Raw genomic sequence first — 692 nt, 5'->3', positions numbered from 1 at the left:
AGCCCAACCGTGCCGCCATAGGCTGCAGGCTCTTGCGCTCGCCAGGACCAAGCAGCCCGCGCAGGTAGAAAGGAGCCCAGACCCGCCGCGTCTTGTGCCCCATCACGTCAAGAAAGGGTTGGAGCCACCTATCCAGATCGCCAGACGCGCCAATGACCTCCGCCATCGTCATCTCCCGCTAATCAGTCAACCAGCAGATGGGTTACTCACCGCTCCATTGAAGATGCCAACGTAGTGTTAGCGCCTGCCCACAATTCGAAGCGCCGCGCCTCAGCCAGCCCAGCCCAGCTCACGGATGGCGCGACCGTCGTTCCAAATCTTCGTCATGTGCCGGATCTTCTCGCCATCGAAGTCCATCACATGGACGTAGTCCGTATCCGTGTGCTTGCCAGTCGGCGGCATCGGGCCACCCTCTCCGGTATGGCTGCCGTGAAAGGTCGCGAAAGCCACGACGTTGTGCCGGGTCTCATCGGCGGCGAAGGACTTCAGGGTGTAGCGGCCGTCCGGCATGAAGCCGAGCAGGCCCTTCATCCACTCCGTGTAGGCCTGAAGGGTCCGGACATCGCCCAGCGCGTCGGCTTGGCAGGCAAAGCTTGCATCTGGGTGACAGTAGGCGGCGCATCCCTGCCATCCTCCACCGAACTCGCAAGTCTCGAAGAAGGCCTGGGCGGTTTGCGTGATGGACGCCATAT

The 692-nt window shown here is 62.3% G+C and carries 2 protein-coding genes; both read right to left on the bottom strand.

Going from position 1 to position 692, the window contains the following annotated elements; all coding sequences use genetic code 11:
- Positions 1-166: transposase (locus D9599_RS30800; RefSeq protein ID WP_198385144.1), on the bottom strand; the 166-nt coding region annotated here is incomplete at its 3' end.
- A gap of 104 nt (positions 167-270) precedes the next feature.
- A partial coding sequence (locus D9599_RS30795; protein ID WP_198385143.1) for an ester cyclase occupies positions 271-692 on the bottom strand: 422 nt, incomplete at its 5' end.

This window comes from Roseomonas sp. KE2513, from assembly GCF_016107305.1.
GTDB lineage: Bacteria > Pseudomonadota > Alphaproteobacteria > Acetobacterales > Acetobacteraceae > Roseomonas.
The sequence above is the reverse complement of the archived record's forward strand: the minus strand, read 5'-3'. Positions and strand labels throughout refer to the sequence as shown.